The organism is archaeon, assembly GCA_016432545.1.
In the GTDB taxonomy this organism is placed as follows: domain Archaea; phylum Thermoproteota; class Nitrososphaeria; order Nitrososphaerales; family Gagatemarchaeaceae; genus UBA183.
The window spans coordinates 1144820-1166440 of record CP066694.1; the positions used below are offsets into that span (position 1 = coordinate 1144820).

General features: G+C 60.3%; 25 protein-coding genes and 2 tRNA genes. 15 read left to right on the forward strand and 12 right to left on the reverse strand.

Annotated features, from left to right (window positions below; genetic code table 11):
- Window positions 1-35 precede the first annotated feature (35 nt).
- Window positions 36-1994: a beta-propeller domain-containing protein gene (locus HY247_06390; GenBank protein QQG48371.1), complete on the forward strand. Its 1959-nt coding sequence runs from the start codon at window positions 36-38 to the stop codon at window positions 1992-1994.
- A gap of 24 nt (window positions 1995-2018) precedes the next feature.
- Here HY247_06390 and HY247_06395 read toward each other — a convergent pair whose 3' ends face one another.
- Together HY247_06395 and HY247_06400 are read right to left on the reverse strand one after the other, a co-directional pair.
- A complete protein-coding gene (locus HY247_06395) occupies window positions 2019-2432 on the reverse strand; it encodes a translation initiation factor IF-5A (GenBank protein QQG48372.1) in 414 nt (137 codons plus the stop codon).
- A gap of 83 nt (window positions 2433-2515) precedes the next feature.
- A complete protein-coding gene (locus HY247_06400; protein ID QQG48373.1) occupies window positions 2516-4351 on the reverse strand; it encodes a S9 family peptidase in 1836 nt (611 codons plus the stop codon).
- A 151-nt stretch (window positions 4352-4502) separates the two neighbouring features.
- On the opposite strand from HY247_06400, the gene HY247_06405 reads away from it, so the two are divergent.
- A complete protein-coding gene (locus HY247_06405; protein ID QQG48374.1) occupies window positions 4503-4997 on the forward strand; it encodes an NOB1 family endonuclease in 495 nt (164 codons plus the stop codon).
- 15 nt (window positions 4998-5012) lie between these two features.
- Here the strand turns inward: HY247_06405 and HY247_06410 are convergent, their stop codons facing one another.
- Window positions 5013-5657: a hypothetical protein gene (locus HY247_06410; GenBank protein ID QQG48375.1), complete on the reverse strand. Its 645-nt coding sequence runs from the start codon at window positions 5655-5657 to the stop codon at window positions 5013-5015.
- 108 nt (window positions 5658-5765) lie between these two features.
- Between HY247_06410 and HY247_06415 the strand changes: the two genes are divergently transcribed.
- The 3 genes from HY247_06415 (at window position 5766) to HY247_06425 (ending at window position 8579) form a co-directional block, all read left to right on the forward strand.
- Window positions 5766-6071 carry a hypothetical protein gene (locus tag HY247_06415; GenBank protein ID QQG48376.1) on the forward strand — a complete coding sequence of 102 codons (306 nt, stop codon included), beginning with the start codon at window positions 5766-5768 and terminating at the stop codon, window positions 6069-6071.
- Window positions 6072-6272: 201 nt separating this feature from the next.
- Window positions 6273-7235, forward strand: coding sequence for a transcription initiation factor IIB (tfb, locus tag HY247_06420; protein QQG49581.1), 963 nt, complete (start codon window positions 6273-6275; stop codon window positions 7233-7235).
- Window positions 7236-7298: 63 nt separating this feature from the next.
- Window positions 7299-8579 (forward strand): MFS transporter, encoded by a 1281-nt coding sequence (locus HY247_06425; protein QQG48377.1) that lies wholly within the window; start codon window positions 7299-7301, stop codon window positions 8577-8579.
- 13 nt (window positions 8580-8592) lie between these two features.
- On the opposite strand, the gene HY247_06430 is transcribed toward HY247_06425, so the two are convergent.
- Window positions 8593-8685, reverse strand: a tRNA-Ala gene (locus tag HY247_06430).
- Window positions 8686-8784: 99 nt separating this feature from the next.
- On the opposite strand from HY247_06430, the gene HY247_06435 reads away from it, so the two are divergent.
- The 6 genes from HY247_06435 (at window position 8785) to HY247_06460 (ending at window position 12659) form a co-directional block, all read left to right on the forward strand.
- Window positions 8785-9279 (forward strand): hypothetical protein, encoded by a 495-nt coding sequence (locus tag HY247_06435; GenBank protein QQG48378.1) that lies wholly within the window; start codon window positions 8785-8787, stop codon window positions 9277-9279.
- 72 nt (window positions 9280-9351) lie between these two features.
- Window positions 9352-10572, forward strand: coding sequence for a nicotinate phosphoribosyltransferase (locus HY247_06440; GenBank protein ID QQG48379.1), 1221 nt, complete (start codon window positions 9352-9354; stop codon window positions 10570-10572).
- Between the two features lie 19 nt (window positions 10573-10591).
- Window positions 10592-11164: a nicotinamidase gene (locus tag HY247_06445; protein ID QQG49582.1), complete on the forward strand. Its 573-nt coding sequence runs from the start codon at window positions 10592-10594 to the stop codon at window positions 11162-11164.
- A 28-nt stretch (window positions 11165-11192) separates the two neighbouring features.
- Window positions 11193-11705, forward strand: a complete 513-nt coding sequence (locus HY247_06450; protein QQG48380.1) for a hypothetical protein — start codon at window positions 11193-11195, stop codon at window positions 11703-11705.
- 189 nt (window positions 11706-11894) lie between these two features.
- Window positions 11895-12338, forward strand: coding sequence for a hypothetical protein (locus HY247_06455; GenBank protein QQG48381.1), 444 nt, complete (start codon window positions 11895-11897; stop codon window positions 12336-12338).
- A 54-nt stretch (window positions 12339-12392) separates the two neighbouring features.
- Entirely contained in the window at window positions 12393-12659 is a 267-nt protein-coding gene (locus HY247_06460; GenBank protein QQG48382.1) for a hypothetical protein, read from the forward strand.
- 124 nt (window positions 12660-12783) lie between these two features.
- Here the strand turns inward: HY247_06460 and HY247_06465 are convergent.
- From HY247_06465 to HY247_06475, 3 genes are all read right to left on the reverse strand, one after another.
- Window positions 12784-12857: transfer RNA gene (locus tag HY247_06465), tRNA-His, on the reverse strand.
- A 150-nt stretch (window positions 12858-13007) separates the two neighbouring features.
- Window positions 13008-13298, reverse strand: a complete 291-nt coding sequence (locus HY247_06470; protein QQG48383.1) for a TRAM domain-containing protein — start codon at window positions 13296-13298, stop codon at window positions 13008-13010.
- A 144-nt stretch (window positions 13299-13442) separates the two neighbouring features.
- The gene (locus HY247_06475; protein ID QQG48384.1) at window positions 13443-13610 is read right to left on the reverse strand and encodes a hypothetical protein; all 168 of its coding nucleotides are present in this window, start codon (window positions 13608-13610) and stop codon (window positions 13443-13445) included.
- A 219-nt stretch (window positions 13611-13829) separates the two neighbouring features.
- Here HY247_06475 and HY247_06480 point away from each other — a divergent pair, with 219 nt between their 5' ends.
- Entirely contained in the window at window positions 13830-14237 is a 408-nt protein-coding gene (locus HY247_06480) for a hypothetical protein (GenBank protein QQG48385.1), read from the forward strand.
- A gap of 86 nt (window positions 14238-14323) precedes the next feature.
- Entirely contained in the window at window positions 14324-14521 is a 198-nt protein-coding gene (locus tag HY247_06485; GenBank protein QQG48386.1) for a DUF2795 domain-containing protein, read from the forward strand.
- Window positions 14522-14598: 77 nt separating this feature from the next.
- Here HY247_06485 and HY247_06490 read toward each other — a convergent pair whose 3' ends face one another.
- Genes HY247_06490 through HY247_06510 form a run of 5 tightly spaced genes read right to left on the reverse strand, consistent with a single transcriptional unit; the run spans window position 14599 to window position 18372 of the window.
- The gene (locus HY247_06490) at window positions 14599-15066 is read right to left on the reverse strand and encodes a redoxin domain-containing protein (protein ID QQG48387.1); all 468 of its coding nucleotides are present in this window, start codon (window positions 15064-15066) and stop codon (window positions 14599-14601) included.
- A 34-nt stretch (window positions 15067-15100) separates the two neighbouring features.
- Window positions 15101-15793, reverse strand: a complete 693-nt coding sequence (locus tag HY247_06495; GenBank protein ID QQG48388.1) for a hypothetical protein — start codon at window positions 15791-15793, stop codon at window positions 15101-15103.
- On the reverse strand, window positions 15793-16641 hold the full coding sequence (locus HY247_06500) for an ABC transporter ATP-binding protein (GenBank protein QQG48389.1): 849 nt from the start codon (window positions 16639-16641) through the stop codon (window positions 15793-15795). The genes HY247_06495 and HY247_06500 overlap by 1 nt, the downstream gene beginning before the upstream one ends.
- 1 nt (window position 16642) lies before the next feature.
- The gene (locus tag HY247_06505) at window positions 16643-17404 is read right to left on the reverse strand and encodes an ABC transporter permease (protein QQG48390.1); all 762 of its coding nucleotides are present in this window, start codon (window positions 17402-17404) and stop codon (window positions 16643-16645) included.
- Window positions 17401-18372, reverse strand: a complete 972-nt coding sequence (locus tag HY247_06510) for an ABC transporter ATP-binding protein (protein QQG48391.1) — start codon at window positions 18370-18372, stop codon at window positions 17401-17403. The genes HY247_06505 and HY247_06510 overlap by 4 nt, the downstream gene beginning before the upstream one ends.
- Window positions 18373-18464: 92 nt before the next feature.
- Between HY247_06510 and moeB the strand changes: the two genes are divergently transcribed.
- Window positions 18465-19613, forward strand: coding sequence for a molybdopterin-synthase adenylyltransferase MoeB (moeB, locus tag HY247_06515; GenBank protein QQG48392.1), 1149 nt, complete (start codon window positions 18465-18467; stop codon window positions 19611-19613).
- 46 nt (window positions 19614-19659) lie between these two features.
- The gene (locus HY247_06520) at window positions 19660-21588 is read left to right on the forward strand and encodes a tetratricopeptide repeat protein (protein QQG48393.1); all 1929 of its coding nucleotides are present in this window, start codon (window positions 19660-19662) and stop codon (window positions 21586-21588) included.
- Window positions 21589-21621 lie beyond the last annotated feature (33 nt).

The following is a 21621-nucleotide window of genomic DNA, read 5'->3' on the forward strand; positions in this document are numbered from 1 at the left end:
TGGCCTTTAATCACCTGTCCTCCTACCTACCTTCCATGCAGACGGGCCAGGCGCAAGACATGGGACGCAGGGAAGCCGCGATTTTCACCCTCGCAGTCCTGACGATGGCCGCCTGGGTCGCCGTAGTATCACTCTCAACTTCGCAGAGGATTATGCTCAGTGGGACTACCCCCGATGCGGTCCCTCAGGGCCTCGGCACTTTCACGAGTCAAGCCCAACTCCAGGCCTTCGTCGCGGCCAACGCCAAGAGCGCCCACGACTACAGCGTGCGCGGGACCTGGCTCGGAGGCCCAGTCTGGGGCCGTGCCGTCCCAATCTTCGTCGCGCTTTCAGGCACTGCCACCCTCGCCGCCACACAGTCTGTCTCGTTCACCGGGACCAACGTCCAAGTCCAGGGCGTCGACGAGCCTGACAGGGTGAAGACGGACGGCGCACACCTGTTCGTCTCCAACGGCACGGCGGTGGTAATCATGGACGCGTATCCTCCCTCGTCGGCCGCCGTGGTCTCCAAGATCACCCTCCACTCGGCGTCGATCATCGGGCTTGAGGTGGCTGACGGCCGCCTCCTCGTCATCGAGCAGTCCCAGTCCAGTTACTACTACGCGGCCGGCAGCGTGGGCCTCCTCCTCTACAACGTGACCGACCTGGCTTCGCCCAGGCTGATCGAGAACATGTCCATCTCCGGGAGCTATGTCGCCGCGCGCATGGCCCAGGGTTACGCGTACGCTGTAATACAGCAGCCCTCGTACCAGTTCGACAACGGCGGCAACTCCACCGGGGTCCTCCCCGGGGTAATCGAGAACGGGACCAAGTCGACCCTCTCCCCGAGCTCCGTCTACTACACCCCGAACAGGGCCCAGATCAGCTACTACACCTTCATCGTAAGCATGAGCATGGCCACGGGCGCGACCACGAAGGTCTCAGTCCTGACCGGGCCCTCCTCCACGATCTACGTATCGACATCAGACATCTACGTGGTCTACACCAACTACCAGGAGTGGTACGCTGACAACATCCCAGGCGACGTCTACACCGGAGGCGTCATCTCCCCAGGGAACGTCGAAAACGGACAGAACAGCACCATAGTGAGGGCCTCCTACTCCAACGGGACCATCGCGGTCAAGGCGGCGGGCGCGATCCCGGGGACAGTCCTCAACCAGTTCTCCCTCGACGAGTACTCTGGCTACCTGCGAGTGGCGACCGGGAGGTTCGCCGTTGTCGACGGCGCCTACACCCGTAGCAACGATGTCTATGTGCTCACCAAGAACATGACCCAAGTCTCGGCCGTCAGGAACCTCGCGCCAGGGGAGAACATCTATGCGGTCCGCTTCGTCGGCGACATGGGGTACGTGGTCACCTTCGAACAGATAGACCCGCTCTTCGCGATATCCTTCAAGACCCCCACGAGCCCCGTGGTCCTGAGCGCCCTCAAGGTCAGCGGCTACTCGGACTACTTGCACCCGCTCCCCGGAGGCTACCTAATCGGAGTCGGGAAGGACGCCGTCCCCTCTTCGACTGGCAGCTTCGCATGGTACCTCGGGCTCAAGCTCTCGCTCTTCAGGGTCCTGGACAACGGGACCTCGACCCAGGTCCAGAAGTACCTTATCGGCGACCGCGGGACAGAGTCGCCGGTCCTCAACGACCACCTCGCTTTCACCTTCGACAACTCGAGGAACATCACGATCCTGCCTGTCCTCCTGTACCAGGTCCCGAGCAACGCGAACGTGACCAGCTACCCAGGCAGCCCGCCCCCCTACGGCGACCCGGTCTGGCAGGGAGTCTACGTGCTCAAGGTGACCCACTCGGGCTTCACCCTCCTGGGGAGGGTCTCTCAATACTCGTCCGGCCAGAGCTACGCCACCTCGCCCGACTACGGCCTCGTCGTTGACAGGACCCTTGTCATCGGAGGATACCTCTACACGTTCTCCCAGGAGGAAGTGATGGTCAGCGACCTCACTACGTTCGCGACGGTGGCGACTGTCGGCCTGAAATAGAGATCTTCGAACGGTCGGCTAGATTCAGCTTCCGCCCTTGACCCGCATGATCTTGTTGCGGCCCATCATCTGCCAGTATTCTACTTCCATCCCCGCCGAGAGGTTGCCTCCGAGCTCTGTCATCTCTTCGCCGACCGGCTTTGGGGTCTCGAAGACCTCGAATGTCTCCAAGTCCATAAGTTGGACTGAATTATTCAAGACCGAGGTGACCTGCCCGGACCTCTTGTCGATCATCGGGATGTCGACCCTCGACTCGGCGGGTGAGACGTAGCTCTTCTTGGAGCCGGTGAAGATGGAAATCGCGACGAGTCGGACCTTGGCGCTCCCGTGCTTCCCAGGCTTGAAGTGCTCGCGACTCACGACCTTGCACGGTTCGCCGTCGATGACGATGTAGCTTCCTTCCTTGACGCTTCCGAGGTCAGCAGGGCGAGTGCTCAAAATACGGACGCGCGTGGCTCTTTGTGTAAACTAATTAAATTCATTCACGTCCGATTCTGAATCGCATCTCCATACGCCGGGGGCTACGCTGGGACCTTGGACATCGCGCCCATGACATCGTACATCCATCGCAGCATGGTCTCGTGGTGTGCAATCGCGAGTTCCACGTCCACCCCGGAGCCTGCGTGGCCGGTGCCGAACCAGACCACCTTCACGTCCTTGCCAAGCTTCTTGGCCTTCGCTTCGTAGAGCTCCACCTGCCGCGGCGGGTCGCGCACGTCGTTCTTCCCTTGGATTATCAGGAGAGGGGCCGCGAGCCTGTCCAGGTAGGTTATTGGGGAGGCCTTCACGTACGCCTCCATCTTCTCTGAAGGGGTTCCGCCGTGCAGGGCTACATCGTAGCCTCTCATCGCCTCCGGCTCGTCCTCGAACTCGCTGACCCAGTCGGCAACCACGACTCCCCCCATCCCTCCCGCCCAGAGCTCCGGTCGCAAGCCCATCGCATGCAGAGTCAGGTAGCCTCCATACGACCAGCCGGTGAGGAAGACCCTGTCCGCCATAGCGATGCCGTTGTCGACGAGCCACTGCCGCGCCGCGACCATGTCCTCTACCTCCCAGTGTCCGAGGTCGCCGTTGATCTTCTTCTCGAACTCCTTTCCGAAGGTCGTGGAGCCCCTGTAGTTGGTTGTCGCGAAGGCGAACCCATGGTCGAGCCAGATTTGGCTCCTTGGAGAGAAAATGTTGAACTGGGCTCCCGTCGGGCCTCCGTGAGTGTCGAAGATCGTAGGGAATGGCCCTTTCCCTGGCGGCGTGGCGTACCAGAGCTGTATCTCCTGACCGTCCGAAGACCTGCAGGTTGCGTTGCGCCATTGGCTAGAAGCAGGGACGTCCTGAGGCACGAGAAACTGTTTGGGGCCCGAGCCGGAGGAAGCCAGGTCGACCCTGAGGATCCTCGTGGGGCTCGTCGAGTCCTGCCAGGTGAGCAGGACGCTGTCGTCTCCCCTAAAGCAGGCCGCGGCAATCGTCCCCTCAGGATGCACGACCTTTTCCACCTTCGCCGACTCAAGGTCGCTAATCCACAGGCGGGTCGTCGCCTTCTCCGTCTGCAATAGTAGGACCCTCTTGGCGTCAGGCGACCACCCCATCGCCCGAAAGTCGCCGCCGAGGTCTCCGAGGTCGACCTCGGTCCTCTTGCCGCTCAGGGCGTCCCAGACGAGGGGGCGCATCGTCCCGCTCACGTTGCTCGTCGCCAGGACCCTTGCGTCGCCCGGGATGGGAGAGAACTCTGACGCATCGATCCGGCTCGAGTCGTCGGCGAGCTCAAGACGCTTGTCGCCCGTCGCCGTGTCGTAGGAGATGAGGTTGAAGTCCAGGCCGCCGAACTTCTCAGAAGACGTGATCAGGGACACCGTTCCGTCGTGCGAGAACGTCGGGCCATAGGAAGCCTTCTTGCTCCTGTTGATCATCCTCGGCTTCTGACCCGCTCCTCCGATGGGGACGATGTACGAATCAAAGCCGTCGGGGCCGGGTATCGTGACTCCGAGGTGCGAACCCACTCCGTCAACAGATGGGTCGACCAGTGTATAGTCCGGGAGGCTGGGTGTGAGGTCGACAACATCCCCGCCCTCGAAGGGCACGCGGACTGTGTGTCCGGTCTCGTTCCCCATCTTGTCGTCCATGTAGTAGATGTGCCGCCCGTCGGGGGAGATCATCCCGTAGACGGTGCCTGACGGCCTGCGCGTCGCCTGTCTGAGGACGTCGGCCGAGAGGTCGTAGGCATAGAGTTCGTAGATCCCAGTCTGGTTGCTAGTCACCAGCGCACGGTCCGGGTTCCCATGCGCGAACTGGACGCCGATCCTCGGCAGCCTGAACCTCCTCTTCCAGGCCTCCTCCTTTCCCAGCAGTGGTGCGGGTAACAAATTCTAACCTAGGTCGTTCGGACAGGGCCCGAACAGCCGTTCGGACGCAGACAACTAAATAAATGTCTCATACTCACACCATTCCCACAGAAGACTCGATGTCGGACCCAGCTGATTCTCCAGAACCCTGAGCGATTGATGATCCTACTACTTGTCTGATCCTGCGTACGTCCTCGACTCCACTGCGTTCTATGCCGGCATTCCCTACCAGGGTAACGGCCGATACTTCACGACCTACCTCGTCCTCGAGGAGGTAAGGCACCACAACGTGGGTTCGTCGCTCATCCATTCGCGCGTACAGGTCACAGAGCCCTCGCCCGAGTCGCTCGCCCGGGTCAAGTCGACTGCCGCCAAGACCGGGGACATCGGCGCCCTCTCGCAGACTGACGTCTCCCTCCTCGCTCTTGCCCTCGACATGGTCCATGCGGACGGTGGCGCCAGCCTCGTGACCGACGACTTCGCAGTCCGCAACGTTGCCGAGGTCCTCTCGATACCCCTTGCCCAGACCTCTCTCAAGGGCGGCGAGTGGAAGAACATCACCTGGAAGATCTACTGTCGCGGCTGCGGCAGGGAGTACACCAACCCCAAGCTGACCGTCTGTCCGGTCTGCGGGACGCAGCTCGCCCGCAAGGCCGCGAGCGGATGATTCATCTCCCACAAGTCAACCCGCAACCAGCAGGTAGACTCCCACCGCCGCGATAGTCAGACCCACGAGCGCGTCATTGTACTTCGGCGGAACCCTCGCGAGGGCCTTCGAGAGTCCCGCTGATCCTGCAGATACCAAGACCAAGAGAGTAGCAATCGAAAAGAAGGCGAAGACTACCGAGACCTCCACCGCAAGGCCCAGCCCTACCGGGACCGCGACGAGGAAGATCGGAAGTGCGCTGAGGTCAGGGGACAGAGCGGCGCCCAGCACAGCGAAGTATCTGACGCTGCTGCCGATCGAACCCCCAATCCTCCGGGCCTCGTCCTTTGCCAGCTTCTCGTAGTCGACTGGCCTTCCCGTCCTCAGGGCGAAGGCCGCATAACCAAGTCCGGCAATCACCATGATCAGGCCTGTCCCCTCGGCCAGGTAGGAAGCGGCACTCCCGGACAGTGTCAGCCCAAAGATCACTATGCCCAACCCCAAGAGAATCGAGAGCGAGATGTGCCCGACTGCGGTGGCAAGGGCGACCAAGAGCAACCTGCCCCGGCTCCACCCTGAGGTCCTTCCAAGGACGATCAAGGTGACCCAGTGGTCGGGGGCTGACATGTGGATAGTACCCACCAATGCGGCTCCAAGAAGCAGGGGGCTAAAGTCAGGCAAGGCCGGGCTCACTCCTGGCACGAGGGCTGGAAAAGCCTTCCAAGTGAGAGGGCAGTAACGTGAATGGGTTAGTACGACGATCGTTGTCTTCCCCAGAAGGACAATAGGATGGGTTGGTATCTCTCAATGGGAATCGATCACGAGGAGATCGAGTTCATCAGCATCTCTTACGGCAATGTCCTTGAAGCCGAGATGCTACAAGAGGTTTTCCCATCACATTTCTGGCCTCAAGAGAGTTCCATGACTAGCTCGAGTAGTGACGAAGGTGGGGAGTTCGACTTCATAGCAAGTGAAGCGAAAGCGAAGGCTGCCTTTCTGGCATACGAGAGCAAGGTAAAAAAATCCGCTTCCTCTGACTTGGCCAATTCCCGGCTGGGGCACTCAATTCTGGAGCTTTTACAATGTAGGACTTGAGCTCCAAAAGAAGGGCGAGAGGCCTAGAATTAGCATAGGATGACTGTTCTCCTATGCGACGCTAAAGCCAGTCGTAACCCGGAGGCCCCCTACGTAAGGCGCAGGCGCTTCATCGAAGGTAAAGTCACCAGAACTTAGTTAGTCAGGAATTACTACTATCTTTAAATATGGTTGTAGCCCTTTGGTTGTATAGTGGACAAGATGAACAAACTCAGAACTTCAGTACTACAGGTTTCCGATAAGTGCCCGAACTGCGGCATGCGCAGGCTCGTCGAGGATGCCAACACCGGCGAGATGACTTGCGCCAACTGCGGCTTCGTGGTCAGCGAGCGCGCTGTGGACCAGGGCCCCGAATGGAGGTCCTTCTCCGACGGGAAGGGCGAGGACAAGGCGCGCACGGGTGCGCCCATATCAATCACCTACAGGGACATGGGCCTTTCGACGATGATCGGCAAGTCGAACCGCGACCACTCCGGCAGGGCCTTCGCCTCCCCGATGCGCAGCTCAATCGACAGGCTCCGCAAGTGGGACAACAGGTCTCCGGCCTTCGGCAACCACGAGAAGAACCTCAGTGTCGCCCTCCGCGAGCTCGATAAGATGAGCGACAAGCTCGCAGTCTCGCAGGCGGTCAAGGAGCGCGCAGCCTACATCTACAGGAAGGCACTCGACAGAGGCCTCCTCAGGGGCCGCTCGATAGTCGGGATCTCAGCTGCCTCGCTCTACGCCGCATTCCGCGACACCGAGACTCCGAGGACCCTGAAGGACATCGCCGCTGTCAACAACCTCGACAAGAAGGCAGTCGCCAGGGACTACCGCATCCTCCTCAGGGAGATGGACATGACGATGCCGGTCGCAGACGCGGCCAAGAACGTGCACCGCATCGCCTCGAAAGTGGGCCTCTCCGAGAGGGTCGCCCGCAAGGCGATAGAGATCGTCCGCCTCACTGAGAAGAAGGAGATCTCCGCGGGCAAGGCCCCCATGGGCCTGGCGGCCAGCTCACTCTACCTCGCCGGGGTCATCGAGGGCGAGGTCAAGACGCAGAAGGAGATCGCAGAGGCGGCGGGCGTGACCGAGGTCACGGTCCGCAATAGGTACAAGGGCCTGAGGGCAGACCTAGGCGCCGAGCTCGGAATGGACGCCGAGCCGAAGATAGTCGCCAGTTAGTCGGCCCCTCCCTTTCTCTTATCTATCCATCAAGTCGCACCCGGGACTGGGTAGTCCACACCTGTGCAGACTCAGCCCGAGTCGACGACGCCCCAGAAGTCTCCAAGCTACCGGACCCTGTTCGGCAACAGGTCCTTCTCCACCCTCTGGCTGGCCCAGATAGTCTCCCAATCGGGAGACGCAGTCTTCGACGTCGCGCTGCTTCTCTTCGTCTACAACATCACCCACTCTATCTTCCTGGTGGGCTTGACCCAGGCGGTCGTCCTCCTCCCGGGGGTCTTCGCCGGGCCAATCGCAGGGGTCTACGCGGACAAGCTCAACCGGAGGGACATCATGATCGTAAGCAACGTCGTCCAGGGAGCAATCACCACGGTGGTCGCCGCCCTGTACGTAACGGCCAACCTGGGATACTCCATCATCCTAGTCCTTGTCCTGCTACTCTACACCGCGGCCCAGTTCTACCTCGCGGCCAACGGCGCAATCATACCAAAGATCGTGAGCAAGGAGAACCTCGGAGCGGCCAACAGTCTCTTCACCCTCAGCACCTCCACCAACCAGCTAATCGGATACAGCGTCGGAGGAGTGGTGGTGGCTTCCTTCGGGTACGCAATCCCGATCACCTACGACGCTCTGACTTTCCTCTTCGCTGCCGGGCTGCTAGGGCTCATCGCGAGGTCCTACGGGCAGTCTCGCCAGGTTGAGGCTGCGGTCCCTGCCGCAACTCCGAGCGGGCCCAGCTTCTGGACCAACTTTCGTGAAGGCCTGGCCTACGTCCGGCAGGACAAGCTCTTCCTGCAGCTCATAGTCTTCGGCCTCTTGGTAAATGGCTTCGGGGGAGCGACCTTCGCCCTACTCGTTCCGTATGCGAAGCAGCATCTGCAGGGCGGCACAGACTCCACCTACGGCTTCCTGCTCTCTGCCTTCCTCTTGGGCACCATCATAGGTTCGATCGTTGTGGGCAAGGTGAACTTCAGGAACTATGTGGGCAAGTTCCTCTTCTCCGGGATAATCATCTTCGGCGTCCTTCTGAGCATCCTCGGCCTGGTCACCACGATCCCCATCGCACTCGTCGTCTTCTTCACGATAGGGTCCTTCATCGCAATCGTGAATGTGCCCATCTCGACTCTCATCCAGACGCACATACCCGGAGAGCTTCTCGGAAGGACAACGACCGTGCTGCGCGCCCTGCTCTCCGCTTCCCAGCCTATCGCGGCCGTTCTCGCTGGCACCATAGCTAGTCTGCTCTCAATCACGACCGTCTTCATCGGCTCCGGCCTGGTCGTCGCGATAGGCACCGGCGTCCTTTACCTCGTCTTTGCCGAACTGAGAAGCGCAAAGTATTGAGTAACAAGAAAGATGGACCGGGGGGGAATCGAACCCCCGACCTCGGGACCCTCCTGGGGTTATCCCGCGTGCGAGGCGGGCATTCATACCGCTGAACTACCGGCCCTCGAACCGCTTCCGATGCCTGCCTTATTTAACAACGAAGACGGTTTTCTGTTTCGTCCCTCCGAGACCGCTTAAATTCGCCCGGCCTCAGACTGGACCGTTGGCACTCTACGAGTGGCTCGTCTGGGGACACATAATCAGCATCTTCGGGTTCCTCGTCTCCCACGGCGGATCGTCCATGGCCGTCTTCCGGATCAAGAAGACCGCAGAGCCTGAGAAGCTGAAGGCCCTCCTCGAGCTCTCGCGCTTCTCCATCGCGTTTTCCTACGTCTTCATCCTGTTGGTCCTGGGCACCGGGATCAGCCTGGCCTTTCTTGGCGGCTATTGGGGCCAGCTCTGGGTCTGGACCGCGATCGGGGTAGGCTTCCTCACGATGGGACTCATGTATCCGCTCGGCACCGGACCTTTCACCAAACTGAGGAGCGCCCTGGGGCTGCCCACCAACCAACGCGGGAAGAAACAAGAGCCTGGGCCTGTCGCTGATCCCCAGCAGATCGAGGCCCTCGCACGCTCGACCCGCCCGGTGGAGCTTTCCATTGTCGGGGCCGTCGGCATCACCGTCATCGCGTGGCTGATGGTCTTCAAGCCCTTCTAGGGCATCCATCTCATCCGGCCGCCTGGCTCGGGGAAACCCTTTTCCTGTGCACGCCCCGAAGGCCCTCTCAAGATGCCGAACCCCGACCTGGAGGACCGACTCTTCTGGCTCGCCTCAGAGAAGGAGATCCGGACCGCACAGACGACAGACGCCTACTTCCTGCACTCCAAGAAGGTCCTCCAAAGAAACAACATCGACTCGAAGGTCGTCATGGAGGTCTACGCACGTGATGTCCCCTACGCGGACAACTGGGGGATCCTCACGGGGGTCTACGAGGCCGCCAAGCTCCTCGAGGGCCTGCCAATCGACGTCTGGTCCTTCGACGAGGGCTCCGTCTTCGTAGCCGACCGGACGACCGCCATCTATGAGCCCCTCATGGTGATCGAGGGGAAGTACTCCGACTTCGTAGAGTACGAGAACCCTCTGCTGGGCCTGCTCTCCTCTTCGACAAGCGTTTCTAGCAGGGCCGCCAGGTTCAGGATCGCCGCCGGCTCCAGACTGCTCATCAGCTTCGGGACGCGCAGGGTCCACCCCGCCCTCGCCCCAATGGTGGAGCGGGCCTGCTACGTCGCCGGCTTCGACGGCGTCTCCAACGTACTCGGCGCGAAGCTGCTCAAGTTGGAACCCACAGGCACCATGCCCCACGCACTGGTGCAGATCCTCGGGAGCCAGGAGAGGGCCTGGCGCCTCTTCGACGAGACAATCCCCAAGGGGGTCCCCAGGGTCGCGCTCGTCGACACCTTCTGGGACGAGAAGGCAGAGTCGATCAGGGCCTTCGAAGTGCTCGGCACAAGGCTCTGGGGGGTCCGCCTCGACACCCCGGCTTCGCGCCGCGGGGACTTCCTGAAGATCGCCGAGGAGGTGAGGTGGGAGCTGGACATCCGGGGCGGGAAGAAGGTCAAGATCATCGCGTCCGGGCGCCTCGACGAAGAGGCCATCTCGAAGCTCAACCCAGTGGTGGACGGGTACGGGGTCGGCACGGCAGTCGCCTATCCCCCTGTGATCGACCTCAGCGCCAAGATAGTGGAGGTGACCGAGGGCACCAAGACCGAGTTCAGGGCCAAGCGCGGCGGGCTCGGGGGCCGCAAGACGGTCCAGCGCTCCCCTGGGTTCAGGGACTTTGTGGCCCAAGGCGGTCCTCCCAAGGCCATCCGCCCTAATGACATGCTGAAGCCCCTCCTCAAGAACGGCAAGATCGTAGGCAAGATGGACTCGACCGAGGCGGTCCGCTCAAGGGTCCTTTCCGACCTGGAGGCCCTGAAGGGGACGCAGCCCTCCCTTTCCTGGAGGTGACGCCGGGACGCGCCCTGCCCTGATCGTTGTGGATATACAGAACGACTTCTGCCCCGGTGGTGCGCTCCCCGTCAAGGGCGGCGACAGAATCATCCCACCACTGAACAAGGTGATAACGGAGTTTTCACGATCTAACCTTCCCGTTTTCTTCACGCGCGACTGGCATCCGCCCGACCACACCTCGTTCAAGGCCAGAGGAGGCCCCTGGCCTCCGCACTGCGTACAAGGCACCTGGGGGGCCGAGCTACGCCCAGACCTCAACATTCCTCCTGAGAGTGAGGTCGTCAGCAAGGGGCAAAAGCCAGGCTTCGAGGCATACTCCGGCTTTCAGGGGACCAACCTGGAGGAGAGGCTCAAGGAGCTCGTAGTCGACGAGGTCTTTGTGTGCGGCCTTGCGACCGACTACTGCGTCAAGCAGACTACTCTCGACGCCCTCAAGTCTGGGTTCAAAGTCGACGTCCTTGAGGACTGCACCATGGGGGTCAACTTGAAGCCCGACGACTCGCGCCGAGCGCTCAACGAAGTTTCCTCAAAGGGGGCCCGCCTGCTCGACTCAGCCCGCGTTGCCGAGCTTCTCACCTCCGAGGCTTAAATAACGAACCTCAGAAACCAGGCACTCGATGGTCGCTCCTGTCGTAATCACCATCTTCGCCTACCTGCACATTCTCGCCGGCATCAGCTGGCTAGGTGCGTCGATATTCTTCGTGATGGTCCTCGCCCCCGGGCTCCAGAGGTTGAGCCCCCCGACCTCGCTCGAGTTCCTCGCCAAGGTCGGAAGGAAGGCCACCAGATACTTCATGGTCGCTGCCTCGGCGACGATTCTCTTCGGTCTGATACTCCTCTACTTTGTGATTGACGGCAACTTCTCCTCCCTCACCACGTCGAACTTCGGAATCACGATTACGATCGGTTTCACGCTAGGGCTGATCGCCTTCCTGGAGTCGGCCCTCCTGATCGTCCCCACGTTCAACAAGGCATACGACGTCGCAGACGAGCTGATCAAGAACCCGCCCCAGGGCCCGCCGACCGAACTTCAGGCGCTGATGGCCAAGGGAGGGAAGGAAGCGGTCGTAGACCTGGGCCTGCTGCTCGCGGCCGTCGCGTTCATGGTCGCCTCAGGCTTTCCAATCTAGAACGAATTGGGCTGGACACGCAGCAGTAGAGTCATCATCCCGGCCCTTTCGGACCAGTCCTGATCGCCCGTCGAAGCACGCTGCGTGCCAGACCGGAAGCTTTCGGGCGGTTTTTGATATTTATCCGTTCCCAGGACACCAGTCATCCAGTCAGGCTTTTATCCGAAACAATCGGCCGAGAACCCGGACTTGCAGGAAGACACGGAGTACGTGAACTGGTGGCAGGCGCTCGCGCGCGACCCGGAGTACTACACCCGCACCGAGCAGGGCCAGAAGGAACTCGCGGAGATGATCCGCAAGGAGTCCGAGCGCCTCATCGAGGACATCGGCAAGAACGTCAAGCACACCAAGGAAGTGATATGGCTCTCGCGGTTCTGCCCGAAGTGCCAATTCTTCTCCGAGAAGGGGACCAGGGCGAACTGCACCAAGTGGGGGGTCAGGATTGTCAAGCCCTTCCAAGGGCGGGCGATCTGGAACCACACCCCTTCGATGTCTGGGTCTAATGAGGGCGAACTCGTCGTAGAGGGAATAGACTGGGACTCACGCTGGAGGGAAATCTCGGACAGGGTCGTTGAGATGGCGGTCGACATGGTCAACGGCGGCTTCCCGTACTACTGCTACAAGGGCAAGTAGCCGTTCAATTCTGTAGGTTCTAAGCCCTGGCGGGCATACTACCTTCGAAGAAAAATGAGAGCTTGGAAGTGGATAGCACTAATCGCCATAGTGGCGGTGGTGGCGCTCTTCGTCCCCTTCATACCCATGACCAATGGCCAAGGCCAGTTCTTGGGCGCGCACTACCAGTCGACTTCGACCGTCTCGCCAGCCTACTACGCCTTCCGCTGCGGCTCCTACGTCAACTCCGGAGTCTCAGCGCAGCTTGCCTCAGGTTACCAGGCCTTCTACCAATACTCCAAGGGCTACACGTTTTCCTGCGTCTACACCAGCGCGGGCTGAGTAGCTCAAACTCCTTACTTTGACGCGGGAGGGGGAAACTGCCCCTCCTCCTCCCGCCGCCCCTAGGTGGCAGCGGAACAGTCATGCAATGTCAGGCTTACCTTGAACGGCTTCTGAATCGAGGGGCCGCGAGTGGGATTTGAGCCCACGTCAAGAGGTCCACAGCCTCCTATGCTTACCAAGCTACACTATCGCGGCCACGGAATCGGACCTTCGGACGAAGACGCCTTAAATTGTTAGGTCCAAGATTGGCTGCCTGCTTTCATACGATCCCACCGGGAAAATAATGATGGAGGGTGGTTGACTCTAAGAATCAACCATCTTCACAACTGAGGACTAGCCCAGCTATCAGCTCGAGGCTTGTCCACTAGATTCGGAGGCTGGTGCGCTTTCTACGACTTGTCCAGATGCGAATCGCTCGGATACCTGCGTGACCTTTATCCTCACATTCTGGCCGACCTTAGTGCCAGGGACAAAGACGATAAATCCGTCGACCTTGGCAATTCCCTCTCCACGCCTGCTGGTGTCGGAGATACTCACGTTGTATTCCTTACCGACCTCAACCGGCTTGTTGAATGACCCGGAGCCTCTTCCGAAGCCTCCCCGGTTGCCATATCCTCCTCGTTGACCGAAACTCAATTTACTTCACACATCCTACCGTTATTCCGTCCGATAACTAGAAGCCCCGTGAGCGGGTTATTAAGTGAGACTGACCCTTCCGGCCATCCTGAGCTTCATTCCGCAACTCGCCTTCGTTGATTGACTACAGATTCAGCCGTGCAGCTACTGGGTGTACCTGAAGCCCAGACCGGAGGAGTCCATGTTCCTCACACAGCTCGCGCACCTGAGACCTCTGGGGGTCCTGTACAGGTGCCCCACGATGCCGCACTTCGGACAGGCCTGCGGGAGCTTTGAAGGAAGCTTCTGCGACTGCTGGACCGCCACTCTCATTTGGCTAGCGCCTTCTAGATCGTCTTCGGAGCGAGTCTTGAACGTTCAACTGTGTGCAGACCGGGCAGGCCAACTGGGAGGAGCTGTCGAGCGGCTGGAGCCTGATTCGATGAGTCACGCACAGCTCTGGCTGTAGCTGATTCACGGTCCACACCGCTTTGCGTGCCTATTAAACAAGGGTAGCAACTCTATTAGCGGGGTTTCCTCGTCGTCGTCGCAGTGGACCCCACAAAAGAGGCGCGAGACGCGAAGCTGAAGGAGATTTTCGCCGCATTCAACGTCGCATGGGTGAAGTACTGGGATTCCTACGTCAAGCTTCAGGATGAGCTCTATGAGACGCTCCGGGCAGGAAGGGAGGTCTCCTGGCTCGCCGCGACCGATGAAAGGAAGATGAGCGAGATCAACCAGGTCCAGCGCGAGCTCTTCTCGGAAATGCCGCGGAGGCTCGACTATTCTCCCCTCGGACAGGTCACGCGCGACCTCGACAGTGCGCCGAACAAGATCTCCGACCTCGAAGCTCAACTCCTCCTGGCTGAGGAGGGGTGCAAGCAGCTCGAGACTGCGATAGCACTGATGAAGGAGAAGGTCGACGCGATGAAGGAAGCCCTGAAAGACGCCGGTCCCTAGTGAAGTGTGGAAGGACCGAAGTCCGGTCACTCCTGCCTTAGCAGGTAGCGCCGGGTTAATATTGGGGCAGCCGCGGATGCGGATTCATGGGCAAATTCGCAGATGAGTTGGGCCACCTAAAGTCACACGTGCCATACCCTGCCTCTAAGGCGCAAGTCGTCGCAGCGTGCAACAACAACGTGCATGCAGACAGGGATGACGCCGACTGGATGTCAAAGGCCCTTCCTGAAGGAACGTACAAGAACGCGAACGAAGTTCTTGGCGCGCTCCTGACCAAACTCTAGAGTCCGCGCTCCAAGCGAGCTGCGGCACTCTCCCCTTTTGTCCAGTTCCCAGAAATCAGGTTCTTCCTTGCTCAGGCCTACTGCAGGGCCTTCTTGACCGCTTCAAAGTCGGGGAGGGTCCCCGGATTGGGCGCGACCCACTTGAAGAGGACCTTGGCCGCATCATCCACGATGAATATCGCCCTGTTCGCGCACACGTAACCCTGGACTCCGGCTAGGTTGTTCCATACGACTCCATAGTTCTGGATCGTCTCCTTCTTGAAGTCGGAGAGCAGGGGGAAAGTCAGGCTGTACTTCTCTGCGAAGGCCTTGTTGGAGAAGGGCGCATCGACCGATATCCCGACGACGTTGCCGTGGAGGCCCTCGAGGTCCCCGTACATGTCCCTGAAGGTGCACATCTCCTTGTCGCAGACTCCCGTGAAGGCTCCAGGGAAGAAAGCGAGGATCGTCCTCCTGTCCTTGGCAAGGAACTCCGACATCTGCCGCAGCTTGCGGTCGTGGTCGTAGAGCGTAAAGTCCGGTGCCTTGTCTCCCACTTCAGGCATTTCGAGCGACCGCGACGAGGCTCCCGTTTAAGCGCTACGGGAGGAGCTTCTCTCTGCGGACCACCCTTCCGAGGGAGAGGAGGAAGCCGACAGCGAGCACGAGGAGCGTCAGAGCCACTCCGACCTCCAGGTACACCGCCGCCGTCCTGAGGAGAGAAACCAGGAAGATCTCCGGCATGATGAAGAAGACACCCACCGTAATCCCCAGTGGCGAGTTCATGCCCGTCGGCCTCCTCTGCATGGAGCTGAACGTCGTCATCAGGACCGTGACCAGAGCCACGTCAGAGACTCCGGTCGCAAGAGCCAGGCCCGACCCAAAGAGCGTTCCCCAGAGCCCGCTCGACATGAAAGCCGTGTGAATTAATAGGACCGGGACCAGCGCGACCAGGGACAGCGCCACGCTAGCCTTCAGGTAGCCCAGGAAGATCTCCCTCTGGTCCATCCCGACCGCGAGCAGGTACTCGAGGACCCCCGAATTCTTGTCGTTTACGAAGAGCAGGTAGACCGGTGTCGTGATCACCAATCCAATCAGGGCAGCCAGGGGGACCACGATGCCGCTGAGGATGCCACCGACAGGCACCAGGTTTCCGTTAGGTCCCACCACGTTGCCGGCGGCGGCGCCGACGTTGAGCCCCACGCTGAGGAAGATTCCCATGACGAGGCTCAGGACGACGTAGCCGAGGCCCATCCGCGCGCTCCGCCTGAAGACCTGCCTCCAGATCTCCATCAGCTGAGTCCTCCGGTGAAGAGGTCCTCAAGCGGGTTTCCCATCTCCTTGACTTCGTAGACCGATATCCCGGCCTCGACTACTCTCTTGACGATCTCCCCGACCTCCTGAGGTCCCGTGACCATGACTACAAAGTACTCCTTCTCCTTCCGCCCGTTGGCTATGACCCCTCCCAGGTCGGCCGAGGCCCTGATCCCGACATGGTATCCTTTCGACCTCAGCTCGTCCTTCCTCCCGAAGAAAGCCACCGCCCCTTCCTTGATCAGAACGATATACTCCCCGATCTCCTGCGCCTCGTAGAGGTTGTGCGATGAGTAGAGGACGAACCTCTCCTTGCTCAGCTCGAGGAGCAGGTCCCTGACCTCCTTTGCCACAACCGGGTCCAGGGACGAGGTAGGCTCGTCCAGCAGGTACAGCTTCCTCTCTCGCAGGAAGAGCTTGGCGATCGAGGCCCTCTTCTTCTGCCCCTGGCTCAGATCCCCGACCTTCTTCATCGCTATGTCCCTCAGCCCGATTCGGTCCATGGCCTCCTGGGCCTTGCCCTCCTCGATCTTCCCATAGAACCCCAGCGCACCTGCCACTGTCATCTCCTCCGGCAGAGCATGAAGGTGCGAAAGGTACCCGATCTCGTGCCTGAGCTTGTTGTCTGCGTAGAGGTCGTTCCCGCCCAGCCTGACTTCACCAGAGAACGGCCGGAGGACTCCCGCCACTGTCCTGAAGAGTGTCGTCTTCCCCACTCCGTTCGGGCCCAGGACCACGTACACCGCCGGCTTCGAGATCTCAAGGTCGACCGAGTGAAGGATCTCGGTCTTCCCGTACCCCGAGCTCACCTTCGAGAGCTCCAGCAAGCTAGCCCTCTCTCCACCGGGCCTTGAACAGCGCCACCAGCAGGAATGCGACTGTGAATCCGAGGAGCGTGACCCAGCTCACCAAGACCGAGGAGCCAGCGACATTGAGGCCGACCGCGTCCTGGACGAGGATCGAGGAGTGGGTCGTCGGGACCAGCTCCGCAATCCACCTGAACCCTTCAGGTATGACCGTAAGGGGGTAGAAGACCGGAGGGAGGACCGACAGCAGTATCGAGATGAACGAGACCGTGAGGAACGCGGTCCTCGTGTTCAGCAGGTAGGTCGACAGGAAGAACCCTATCGAGCTAGTGGTGACCCAGGTCATGATGATCACCGCAAGGATCTCTAAGATCGCGACCGCGCTGACGCTCGAACTCAGGACGACCACCGTCAGGAGAATCGCCACCGCCGGCGCCGCGAAGACCAGCTCAGCCAGCGCCACTGCGAACATGTAGACCGCCGGGGTCACGGGCGACGCGACAACGATCGACTGGAACTTGTGCTCGATCTTCAGGTTGGTCAGGTCCGCCCCGAGGAAGAGTCCCTGCTGGGAGACCGACATCGTGATCGCTCCAGCCACCCCGAACTTGAACGCCGAAGGGTTCCCCGTCACGTACAGGATGAAGAGGATGGTGAAGGGCGTCGCGAACACGAACGGAAGGAGCGTCGGTATCCTGAACATCGGCACGATTCCGAGGTAGTAGCACAGCGCTCCGATCGTCCGAAGCCTGCTCCAGACCCGCTGCATGAGGCTCTCGCTCATCTCACTATCCCTCCTCCGCCCTGGCCTACCCCTCCCGCCTTCTTCTCGACCGTGTCCTCCTCGATGCTCGTCCCCACGATGTCCACGAAGACGTCGTCCAGCGTCACCGGCGCTATGGTCACAGCCACCTTCCGCTTGAGCGCCTCTCTGCTGATCTCTTCGGCCACGGCCTGGTCCACGAAGAGTCGTAGCAGGTTGCCTGCCTCGATGACCCTCCCGTACGACCCGAGCTCTGACTCTGCGAACCCGCCAGCGACGTCGATCCTCACCTTCCCTTTCAGATGCCCCGCCCTTACGTCAGAGGGCCTCCCCTGGACGAGGACCTTTCCCTTCTCGATTATCACCAGCTCGTCAGACAGCGCCTCTGCCTCGTCCATGTAGTGGGTGGTTAGCACGACCGACCTTCCCTCCTCTTCCTTGAGCCTGATCAGCTCACTCCAGACCTTCCTCCTCCCGAGAGGGTCAAGGCCTATCGTCGGCTCGTCGAGGAAGAGCAGCTCAGCGTCGCAGGCCATCGTCATCGCGACCATGATCCTCTGCCTCATCCCGCCCGAGAGATCCTCCGAGTGGACCTTCTCCACCTCCTTCAGCTCGACCGCCTCGATGACCTCCTTCGCCTTCTTGGAGGCCTTCTCCCTGCTCTGCCCCCTCATCATCAGCGCCAGCAGGACGTGGTCGTAGGCGTTGAGCGTCCACAGGGGCTTCGCCTCCTGCGGCGAGATCGCGATCCTCGACCGGACCTGGCGCGGGTGCTTTAGCGCGTCCACCCCGAAGACGCTCACCGAGCCTGAGGTCGGCATGAGCTGGGTGCTCGCTATCCGAAGGAACGTCGTCTTCCCAGCCCCGTTCCTGCCCAGTAAGGTGAAGATCTTCTTCTCGGGAATCTTCAGCTCCAGGCCGTCTAGGGCCGGCCCCTTCGCTTTGTCGTAGACCTTGACCAGGCCTTGCGCTTCGATGATCGAAGACATTGAACTCGGGCACTCCGCCCCCCCGCGCGTTATTTAGAGGGAAAGCACGGCGCACTACGCTTAAGCGAGGGCCTTCCACCGCGCTCTGAAGAATGTCGTCCGACCCTGCTGCCCTCTCCCCCGCCGAGGGGCAGCGCTACAGCAGGCACCTCGTCCTCCCCGAGGTCGGCAGGGACGGACAGAGGAAGCTCAAGGTCTCTTCTGCGCTCGTGGTCGGGGTCGGAGGCCTGGGGTCTCCCGCGGCGGTGTACCTGGCATCCGCCGGAGTGGGAAGGATTGGACTAGTGGACGACGACGTCGTATCCCTGCCCAACCTCCAGAGGCAGTTCCTCTTCAGCGAGGCCGACGTAGGAAGGAAGAAGGTCGAAGCGGCGGCGAAGCGCCTCGCCCTGACCAACCCCTACGTCAAGGTCGAGCCTCACGACATCCACCTGAATTCCGACAACGCCCTCGAGGTCATCAAGAAGTACGACCTTGTCATCGACGCCACTGACAACCTTCCCAGCCGCTACCTGGTCAACGACGCCTGCGTCCTTCTTGGGAAGCCGGACGTCTACGCGAGCGTCCTAGGCTTCGACGGGCAGGCCTCGGTCTTCTGGGCTCCGCAGGGGCCCTGCTACAGGTGCCTCTTCCCCAGGCCTCCGCCACCAGGCGAGGTGAAGTCCTGCGAAGACGCCGGTGTCCTCGGGATGCTGCCAGGTGTGATGGGGAGCCTACAGGCGGTCCAGGCCATCCAGTTGCTCCTGGGCAAGGGCTCGCCCCTGGTCGGCAGGCTCCTCGTCTTCAACGGCCTCGAGACCAGCTTCGACGAAGTCAGGACAAAGAAGGGCCCTGCGTGCCCGGTCTGTGGCCCCAGCCCCTCGATCACCAAACTGATCGACTACGAGGAGTTCTGCGGCACCAAGGCCAAGGCCGCCCCGGTCGAGTTCAACATCTCCCCGAAGGAGCTCAAGGCTGTCCTTGACGGGGGCAGGCAGTTGGTCCTGGTGGACGTCCGCGAGCCCTTCGAATATGACATCTGCCACATCGAGGGCTCGACCCTTGTGCCCCTGGGGCAGCTCGTCAAGAGGAAGGGCGAGCTCGACTCCAACAAAGAGACAGTCGTCTACTGCCACGTCGGGGTAAGGAGCACGCAGGCGGTCGGCTTCCTGAGAAGGGAGGGCTTCAAGAACGTCCGGAACCTCTCAGGCGGGATCGACGCGTGGTCCACCCAGGTAGACCCCAAGACTCCCAGATACTGACGCCTACCAATCTTTTAACCCAAGGCAGTTCTGAGTCGTGCGTACCTTGAGCGAACTCAGACGGCTGGCCGCCATAATGTTCACGGACATGGTGGGCTATACGGCGCTTGGGCAGAAGAACGAATCGCTCTCACTCGCCCTCGCCGAAGAACAGAGGAAGTTGATCAGACCGGTCCTCGCCAAGCACAGGGGAAGAGAGGTGAAGACCATGGGGGACGCTTTCCTGGTAGAGTTCTCTAGTGCTCTCGACGCCGTAAGGTGCGCCTATGACATCCAGCGAACAACCAGAGAATTCAACTTCTCAATGCCTGAAGACCGAAGAGTTCACCTGCGGGTGGGCATCCACCTTGGTGACGTGGTAGAGTCGGCGGGCGACATTTCGGGCGACGCGGTGAACATAGCGTCGAGACTCCAACCGCTGGCGGATGATGGCGGCGTCTGCCTGAGTCAACAGGTCTACGACCATGTCCAAAACAAGTTCGACCTCCCTTTGTCGAGCATCGGGAGCAAAGCGCTGAAAAACGTCACAGTCCCCCTGATGGTATACAAGATCGTTATGCCGTGGGAGAGAGAAGTAGACGACCGAGCCCCGACGTTGAATACGAGCAGAATCGCCGTACTCCCGTTCGCAAACATGAGTCCTGACCCCGATGATTGGTACTTTGCCGACGGCATCACTGAGGAGATCATCTCGACACTTTCGGGCGTGAAGGGGCTGAGCGTCATTTCCCGTACTTCGGTGATGGGTTACAAGGGAACTACCAAGAAATTGCGGGAGATCGGGCTGGAACTGGAGGCCGGGTCGGTTCTAGAAGGCAGCTTCAGGAAGGCCGGGAACAAGATCAGGATAACCACGCAGCTAATCAATACGACCGACGACAAGCATCTTTGGGCGCAAAGGTACGACCGCGAACTTGACGATGTGTTCAGGGTTCAGACTGACATCGCAACCCAGGTCGCCGACGCTCTGAGAATCAGGATCCTCCCTGATGAGAAAGAGAGAATTGAGAGGGCCCTCACGAAGAGCACCGAAGCATTCTCCCTCTATCTGAAGGGAAGGTACTACTGGAACGAGAGGACGGAGGAGGGCACGAAGATGGCGATGCAATGTTTTGACGAAGCCGCAAGGCTTGACCCTGCCCTCGCGATGGCGTATACTGGAATCTCTGACTGCTACAACATCCTTTCGGACTACGGATGGATGGCCCCCTCCAAGGCTCGACCACTGGCGAGGGCCAATGCCCTCAAGGCCCTCGAGCTGGATGAATCGCTGGCAGAAGCCCACGCGTCACTCGCTTTGAGCTCGGAGGACCTCACTTCGGGCGAGAGAGAGCTCAAAAGTGCGATTGGACTCAAGCCAAACTATGCGCCTGCACACCACTGGTACGCCCTAATGCTTTCCTCGCTCCGGCGGTACGAAGAGGCCTACGAGAAGGAAAGACGGGCGCTCGAACTCGACCCTCACTCCCGAGTCTATCAAATGGGAGTTGCACGAGGTCTCACGTATCTCGGCAAATTCGAAGAAGGGATCAGACAATACGAGCGGGTAATTGAAGAACACCCAGAGTTTGCGGCGGCCCGAGGTGAGTTTGCAGCGGCTCTAGCGTATCAGTCAAGATTTGAGAGAGCGATAGAAGAAGGAAGGAAGGCGGCTGAGATGGATAGAGGGTCATCGGGTTGGCTGCTGAACCTGGCTTGGATTTACGCAGTCGCGGGACAGACTGAGGATGCCGAGAAAACAGTGGAAAAGGTTCTTTCGGCAGGAGACAGAATTTTCTTTTCCTCGACCTTAGTAGCGATGGCAAAGCTGGCCATGGGGCAGAAGCAGGACGGATACAGATGGCTCGAGAGAGCCTACGCAGAACATGACCCGTATCTATTTTACTTCAGCGGTTTTCCCTGGTGTAATGAATACAGGTCGGATCCAAGGTGGACAGAGATAGCGCGAAAGTTGGGCCTCCCGACTGATACCTAAGGGAACGCCAGACAAGCCACGCTAACTCTCTCA

Excerpts from the sequence above, each read along its gene's own strand:
- moeB (QQG48392.1), top strand. The coding sequence starts at position 18,465 with ATGTCGTCCGACCCTGCTGCCCTCTCCCCCGCCGAGGGGCAGCGCTAC.
- HY247_06505 (QQG48390.1), bottom strand. The coding sequence starts at position 17,404 with ATGAGCGAGAGCCTCATGCAGCGGGTCTGGAGCAGGCTTCGGACGATC.
- tfb (QQG49581.1), top strand. The coding sequence starts at position 6,273 with ATGAACAAACTCAGAACTTCAGTACTACAGGTTTCCGATAAGTGCCCG.
- HY247_06485 (QQG48386.1), top strand. The coding sequence starts at position 14,324 with ATGGGCAAATTCGCAGATGAGTTGGGCCACCTAAAGTCACACGTGCCA.
- HY247_06415 (QQG48376.1), top strand. The coding sequence starts at position 5,766 with ATGGGTTGGTATCTCTCAATGGGAATCGATCACGAGGAGATCGAGTTC.
- HY247_06490 (QQG48387.1), bottom strand. The coding sequence starts at position 15,066 with ATGCCTGAAGTGGGAGACAAGGCACCGGACTTTACGCTCTACGACCAC.
- HY247_06440 (QQG48379.1), top strand. The coding sequence starts at position 9,352 with ATGCCGAACCCCGACCTGGAGGACCGACTCTTCTGGCTCGCCTCAGAG.
- HY247_06510 (QQG48391.1), bottom strand. The coding sequence starts at position 18,372 with ATGTCTTCGATCATCGAAGCGCAAGGCCTGGTCAAGGTCTACGACAAA.
- HY247_06390 (QQG48371.1), top strand. The coding sequence starts at position 36 with ATGCAGACGGGCCAGGCGCAAGACATGGGACGCAGGGAAGCCGCGATT.
- HY247_06475 (QQG48384.1), bottom strand. The coding sequence starts at position 13,610 with ATGAGAGTGGCGGTCCAGCAGTCGCAGAAGCTTCCTTCAAAGCTCCCG.
- HY247_06495 (QQG48388.1), bottom strand. The coding sequence starts at position 15,793 with ATGGAGATCTGGAGGCAGGTCTTCAGGCGGAGCGCGCGGATGGGCCTC.
- HY247_06460 (QQG48382.1), top strand. The coding sequence starts at position 12,393 with ATGAGAGCTTGGAAGTGGATAGCACTAATCGCCATAGTGGCGGTGGTG.
- HY247_06450 (QQG48380.1), top strand. The coding sequence starts at position 11,193 with ATGGTCGCTCCTGTCGTAATCACCATCTTCGCCTACCTGCACATTCTC.